This is a genomic window from Streptomyces himalayensis subsp. himalayensis (assembly GCF_013778455.1).
Taxonomy (GTDB): Bacteria; Actinomycetota; Actinomycetes; order Streptomycetales; family Streptomycetaceae; genus Streptomyces; species Streptomyces himalayensis.
The window spans coordinates 230,099-236,883 of the sequence record NZ_JACEHE010000016.1 but is presented as its reverse complement, the minus strand read 5'-3'; the positions used below and the strand labels follow the sequence as shown (position 1 = coordinate 236,883).

The following is a 6,785-nucleotide window of genomic DNA, read 5'->3' as shown; positions in this document are numbered from 1 at the left end:
GTCCTCGGCCGCCTTCCGGGCGCGGTCCGCCGACATCGTCGGCTGGTAATCGCGCAGTACCCGCAGCCGTTCGGCCAGCGCGATCATCCGTACGGCACCGGCGTCGCCGGAGGCGAGCACGAGCCCCGCCATGCCAAGGGCGTGCAGCACCGTCCCGATCACAGGGAGCTCCATGGGCGAGCGGGACGGACCGGCGAGCAGGGTCCGCAGCCCCTGCCGCAGCCGGTCGACCGGCTCCGCGACCAGCTCGAGACGGCCTGCGTGCGCGTGCGCCGTCACCGCCGCCGACTGGAGCTGCAGTACCCATCGGTCGAGGAAGGGATCGCCACTGTGCATCGAGCCGGCCTCGGGCATCCGCTCCACGGCGCTGCGCCACAAGCCGAGACCGACCTCCGTCAGTCCGCGGGCGAGCGCGATCTCGGCGCGCGCACCGAGGCCGGGGCTGTGGAAGTCGTCCTGCTGCGCGGTGTTGTCGCCCTCCGCCTGCCGCAGCCAGTACTCGGCCTCGTCGGGGTCGCCGCGCTGCAGGCAGGCGAGGACGAGGCCACCGCGGACGCCGATGGAGTCGTGCTCGTCACCGAGCCGCGGCAGCGCCTCGAGCGCCGCCTTGAGGTGCTCGTACGCGGCCTCGCCCCGCTCCGTCTTCAAGCACAGCTCTCCCAGCCGGGCGTGGCCCATGACCTGCAGGAACGGGTTGTCGACCGGCGCCAGTGAGGCGATGATCCGGCGAGCCGAGACGAGCGCGCGGTCGATGTCGTGCTCGTACTCCCAGACGTAGGTGGCGACGCACTCGGCGATGCCGGCGAGCAGCGGCTGCTCGCTGTCGCAGAGCTTCTGCAGCACGTCGTAGTCGGGAGGCTGCATCTCGGGGACTGCGCTCAGCACCACCGCGATGGCGCGCAGCAGCGTGTCCGGCGGGGCCGGGGGCAGCCGCCGGAGGGTGACGAGCTGGCGTACGGCGTGCGGGCCGTAGCCCATGAACAGGGTCGCCGTGCACATCACGGCGGCGGCGCGGGCGACTTCGACGTATTCGGGCTCGGGGTGGTAGTGCGACAGCGGCGGGCCGGTGTCCGCGGCGAGGGCGGTGAGGCGGGGGTAGTTGGAGCCGGTGGACCACAGGGCGGCGAGGACCGCGGTGAGGGCGGCGATGGTGGGGCCGTCCGTACGGGCCAGGGCGTGCCGCAGGGCCAGCACGAGGTTGTCCTGTTCGGCCCTGATCCGCTCCCAGGCGGACAGCGGTCCGGAGCCGAAGAACCAGTCGTGGTTCGCGGCCCCGAAGTCCCGCGCCCAGGCGAGGAACCGGTCCACGGCCTCCTCGTCCTCGCCCGCCTCCGCGCGCCGGGCCGCGCTGAACTCCCGTACGGTCTCCAGCATCCTGAACCGCACTCCGGCCGGGGTGTCGGCGACGGTGAGCAGCGACTGATCGGCCAACTGCTCCAGCAGAGACAGCGCGTCCTCGCCCAGCACCTGCTCCGCCGCCTCGCTCGAGAAGCCGCCGGGGAAGACGGACAGCGTGCGCAGCGCGGCCCTGGCGTCCTCCGCGAGCAGGTTCCAGCTCCAGTCCACGACCGCGTGCAGCGTGCGGTGGCGCTCCGGCACGTCCCGGGCCCCGCCGCGCAGCAGCGCGAACCGGTCGCCGAGGCGGCGGGCGATCTCCTGCACCGAAAGGACCCGCACCCGCGCCGCGGCCAGTTCCACGGCGAGCGGCAGTCCGTCGAGGTGGCGGCACAGCTCGGCCATCGCGTCCGGCGGCAGCTCCACGCCGGACCTGGCAGCCCGGGCCCGCTGTGTGAACAGCTCGATGGAGGTGTCGAGACCGAGCTCCGGCAGCGCGTACACCGCCTCCGATGTGAGGCCCAGCGGGGCCCGGCTGGTGGCGAGCACCCGCAGGTCCTTCGAGGACGAGACCAGGGCCTGTACGAGGTCGGCGGCGCCACGGATGACCTGCTCGCAGTTGTCGAGGACCAGCAGCGCGGGCACGGAGCCGAGCACGCCGAGGATGCCGGACACCGGGTCGGCCGAGGGTTGGCCGCTCACGGCGCCGGGCCGTCCCTCGCCCGCGCCGAGCGCGGAGGCCACCTCCGCGGCCACGTCCTCGTCCGCGGTGACGCCGGCGAGCGGCACGAAATGCACCACGCGCTGCTCGGCCCGGCGGCTGACGGCGTGCGCGAGCCGGGTCTTGCCGAGGCCGCCGGGGCCGACGACCGTGACGGCGCGGGAGGCGTGCAGCAGCCGCTGCACCGCCGCGATGTCCTCGTCCCGGCCGAGGAGCGGGTTCGGCTCGTGCGGCACGCCGTGCCGGACCACGGGCGACTCGCCGCTCAGCAGGTCCCGCTGTACGGCCTTGAGCCCGGCGCCCGGATCCGTGCCGAGCTCGTCGCGGAGCTCACGGCGGTACGCCTCGTACCGCATCAGCGCGGCGGACGGTCCCGCCGTCGCCGCCTCGCCGCGCAGCAGCTCGGCGAGCACTTCCTCGTCGCGCGGATGCTCCGAGGCGGCCACGGCCAGCGGCCCGGCCGCCTCCGCGTGTCGTCCGAGGCGGGCGAGCGCGAGCGCCCGCGCGCGTATGAGCGTGCCGCGGACGGGGGCGCGCTCGGTGCGCAACGCGGCTACGGGGTCGTCGCTGTCGTACGCCTCGTCAGGGGTGCCCTCCCACAGCGCGAGCCCGGCCTCGGCCGCGGCCAGCGATCCCGCGTGGTCCCCCGCCCTGGCCCGGTCCGCGCTCGCGGCGGCGTGCAGCAGCAGGGCGGAGCTGTCGACCTGGTCATCGGCGAGGGCGAGCCGGTATCCGGTCGGCGTGCTGACGAGGACGTCGGCGCCCAGCTGCGCCCGCGCCCTGGACACGAGGACCTGCACCGCCTTTCCCGGCCGCTCCGGCAACTCATCCGGCAGCCACAGCCCTTCCACAAGCCGCTCGGTGCTGCAGCCCGTACGCAAGTCGCCCGCGAGCAGCGCGAGGAGACCGCGGAGCCGGGGCGCGGTTATCTCCTGTCCGCGATAGGCGACACGCGGCAGTAGGGTCAGGTCGGTGGTCACCCGTGCAGATTAGCCAAGGCCCGGCCGCCGGAACTGCCGCCGCGGGCCAACTCCCGCTGCGCGGGCGGCAGTCGAAGCCGCGCCGACCGTTCCTACAGCTCCGGCGCGCCAAGCGCCAACGGATCCCGCCGCCGTGCCCGCAGCCCGTGCCCGCAGCCCGTGCCCGCAGCCCGTGCCCGCAGCCCGTGCCCGCAGCCCGTGCCCGCAGCCCGTGCCGCCGTGCGTCGGCCAACCTCGCGAGTCTCACGACCGATGCCGTACATGACCTCCGTACGACATCGGCCGTTCGATGACGACCCGCAGCATGAGTCCCTAGAGGACCGGCCTCGTGGGTTCAGCCGTCAGCTTTCGGTGCGTGGGAAAGAGACCTCGACGCGGCGGTTCTTCTTGCGGCCCGTCTCCGTCGAGTTGTCCGCGATCGGATACTGCTCGCCGTAGCCGCGTACCTCGTAGGTGATGCCCGAGTCCGCCAGCTCCTCTTCCAGTACGTTGTGCACGGCCGTCGCGCGCTGGCGGGACAGGACGTCGCCGTGGGCCGACGAGCCCAGGTTGTCGGTGAAGCCGAAGACGCGGACCTTCTTCGCGTTCTGCGCCTTGATCTCCTCGGCGATCTCGGCGATCCGCGACGTCGCGCGGCTGCTGAGCTTCGCGCTGTCCTTGCCGAACAGCACCTCGGCCTGCAGCGCGAACTTCACGTCCGAGTTGGTGTCCTCGCGGCGCTCCTCCCCTCCCTCGTCCTCGATGACGGACTTGATGTCCAGGACCTTGAGGTCGGCGAGGGTCGCGCCGTCGACGAGCTTCAGATCGGGGTCGTTCGCGTCGACCTCGACCGGCGCACTCGCGGTCGGTTCGGTGCCCGGCGGGTAGCTCGGGCTGTCGTCCGCATGGGCGGACACGGCGCCGAAGACGTTCGTGGCGACCATGACGGAGGCCGCGGCGAGGACGATCGCCAGGCGGGGGGCTTGGGTTCGGGTGTGGGTCATGGTCTCTGCCTCACCCGGAGATCTTGATGGTGCCGGCGGCGAACTGCGGCAACTGGAATGTCACTTCAGTCGTGCTCTCGGGCGGCGCGGGGAACTGCATGAAGACAGGAACGGATTCACCGGCCTTCATGGCCGGAAAGTTGGTCGTCGTGAGCGGGCGGCCGTCCGTATCGCGCAGCACGTAGTACCGCTTCCTCTCCTTGGAGTCCACCAAGGTGGCACCCCCGAGCGACCTGCCGTTCCTGATGATCTCGGTCTCGTTCCCGCTGAGTTGGGCAGGCACGTTGACAGTGTCGGATCCGTCGTTCTTCAAGCTGCCGCTCAGCGTGAGGAATCCGCCTGAGTCCCGCTCGGCCGAGGTGATCTGCAGGAGCAGGCTGTCCGGCCCCTTCAGTTCGGCCAGGGGCTCCTCCGACTGGCCTTCCTGAGCACTCGGATTCGACCCATCCTTGGAGGCGGACGCCGACGTGTCACCGCCCTTGTCGTCGCCGCTGCTGCAGCCGGCCACGCCGAGGGCCAGACTGACCGCAACCGCCGCTGCGGCCATCCCCCTGCGGGCCGTCGTAGTGAACCGAATGCTCATGAGTTCCGCTTCCTTTGTTCGTCGTTCTCTTTGTCAGTCGGCCAGATGGACGTCGAAGAGGTCCTTGGGACCGGGGAGACCCGACGGATCGTCCGGGTCGAGGTCCCAGTTCTTGTTCCTGCAGTTGAGCTGCGGCAGGTCCACGTTGTTGCCGTTGTCCTCGTCGGGGAGCAGGAACGAGCAGCGCGGCTCGATCACGGCCGTGGCCTTGGCCGTCGCGTACTTCTGTTCCGTGCCGGGGACGATGGTTTCGCCGACGGGGTCGTTGGTCTTGACCTCGACCGTGTAGCCCATCGGGAACCACTCGGGGGTGCAGCCGCCCGGCACGACGTGTGCGTCGTTCTGGTCGGCGAGCTGTTGCGCCCGCCAGCACGAGGGGTCGAGCCCGTCCACGTCACCGTCGAAGATGTCCTGCCAGAGGCCCGGGTCGAGCAGGTTGTCCAGCCATCTTCCCGCGAGCTGGTCCCGCCGGTCCTGAGCCGCCGCGAGGGCGGCGGCGTCCGCCGCCGTCTGCGCGCCGTTCCGTGTCGCCGCGGCCTGGCCGACCGCAAGGTACGCGAACGCGAGGAAGAGCAGGCCCGCCACCACCGTGATGTAGATGGGGAAGACCTGCCCTGCGTCGCTGTACTTACGGGGCCGCATCAGCCGCCGGTGACCTCGGTGATCTTGTCCGTGATCGCGGTGTAGATCGACTGGCCGATGTCCGTACCCGTGATCGCCAGGACGATCGCCACGACTACCGCGATGATGCCCAGGTACTCGACCGCGGTCTGACCCTTGTCGTTGCGGGCGGCGCGGGTCTGCAGGTACGCGACGGTGGTGTTGATCCAGTTGCTCATGGTCGTGTTCCCCTCCGGTATCGGCCGGCCGCCGACCGGCCGACGTGTAAGTCCCTGTGGTGCTCCTCGCGTTACCGGCTTCCTCCTTGCCGGTCTCGCTTTCGACACCCGAAACGTACGCCGGAACACCGGTCCCACCAGAGGGCCCCAGGGCCCAATCCCGGGCCCAAAGCGCACTCTGGGCCCGGCCGCCCACACGCTGGGCCCGCGAGCCCAGCCCCCCGTTCCCCCGTTCAGCCACGACCCGTGGCCCCTCTCCCCGTGACCGAACCGGGCGCCGTGCCGAGCCACTTGGCCACGGCCTCGCTGCGGCTGGTGCTGTGCAGCTTGGCGAAGATCCGGTTGATGTGGTTCTTGACGGTCTTTTCGCTGATGAAGCAGGTGGCGGCGATCTGCTGGTTGTTCATGCCGGACGTGATGAGGTCCATGATCTCCGCCTCCCTCGAACTCAACCCGAAGCTCTCCCGGTCAGGGGCGCCCTGATCCGCTCGTCCCCACCCTGGGGACACACTCGAGGATCCAGACGACGACTGTGTCACATTTGGTTGCAGTTGCGAAAGGCTTTGTTGCGAACCGTAGGGCGAGGTGGCGGGTTGTTGCTGGTAGTAGCCGCTTTGCTCGGCGAGTTGAGGAGTTGGCTGTGGCGTTGCCGTAGGAGAATTTTCGTATGCAGTCGCATCCGCCGCCCTGCCAAGACCATCGGGGAGCGACGGCGAACCGGCGCCCGGACCCTGGTCCTGCCGTACGTGCGCGAGCAGCGCCCCCGCCGCCGTAGGCGTGAAGTGGGCCCTGCCTTCCTTGATGTCTCTTATGGCGGAGACGAGTTGGTCCGCGGTGAACTCGCCGTGGACCAGATAGCCGCCGGCGCCGAGCCGCAGTGCCTCGCGGACGATCTCGCTCTCGCGGCTGTACGTGAGCATCATGACCGGGGCGATGCGCACCAGATACGGCAGGGCGGAGATGCCGTCGACGCCGGGCATGCGGACGTCGAGCAGGACGACGTCGGGGCGGTGGCGCTGGGCCGCCTCGTAGGCCTGGCGGCCGTCTGCCGCTTCCGCCACGACCTCGATGTCGTCGCGGCCGGAGAGCAGGACGGTGAGGCCTGCGCGGACGACGGGGTTGTCGTCCGCGACGACGACGCGGAGCGGCTGGCGGGCCGGGGGCGCCGGAAAGCTCCCGGAGCCGTCCGTGAGACCCGGGCCACTGGAGGTGTGGGACAGGCCCGGGGCTCCCGAAGGAACCAGTCCCGGCGGGGCCGAGGCCTCAGAAGAGCTCAGGCCCGGTGGCAGGGCCGAGGCCTCCGAAGGCATCGGCACCTGGTGCGGGGTGTGTTCGGAGCGGGCG

General features: G+C 71.2%; 6 protein-coding genes. All 6 read right to left on the bottom strand.

The window, feature by feature from the left end:
- Positions 1–3,036, bottom strand: a 3,036-nt coding sequence (locus tag H1D24_RS25680) for an ATP-binding protein (protein ID WP_181660035.1), incomplete at its 3' end; no start/stop codon positions are given.
- 341 nt (positions 3,037–3,377) lie between these two features.
- Positions 3,378–4,019 carry an OmpA family protein gene (locus H1D24_RS25675; protein ID WP_181660034.1) on the bottom strand — a complete coding sequence of 214 codons (642 nt, stop codon included), beginning with the start codon at positions 4,017–4,019 and terminating at the stop codon, positions 3,378–3,380.
- A gap of 10 nt (positions 4,020–4,029) precedes the next feature.
- Complete coding sequence (locus H1D24_RS25670) at positions 4,030–4,602, bottom strand: hypothetical protein (RefSeq protein ID WP_181660033.1); 573 nt, start codon at positions 4,600–4,602, stop codon at positions 4,030–4,032.
- 33 nt (positions 4,603–4,635) lie between these two features.
- Positions 4,636–5,244 carry a pilus assembly protein TadG-related protein gene (locus H1D24_RS25665; protein ID WP_181660032.1) on the bottom strand — a complete coding sequence of 203 codons (609 nt, stop codon included), beginning with the start codon at positions 5,242–5,244 and terminating at the stop codon, positions 4,636–4,638.
- Complete coding sequence (locus tag H1D24_RS25660) at positions 5,244–5,441, bottom strand: Flp family type IVb pilin (protein WP_181660031.1); 198 nt, start codon at positions 5,439–5,441, stop codon at positions 5,244–5,246. The genes H1D24_RS25665 and H1D24_RS25660 overlap by 1 nt, the downstream gene beginning before the upstream one ends.
- Before the next feature lie 233 nt (positions 5,442–5,674).
- Positions 5,675–6,751, bottom strand: a complete 1,077-nt coding sequence (locus tag H1D24_RS25655; protein ID WP_181660064.1) for a response regulator — start codon at positions 6,749–6,751, stop codon at positions 5,675–5,677.
- Positions 6,752–6,785 lie beyond the last annotated feature (34 nt).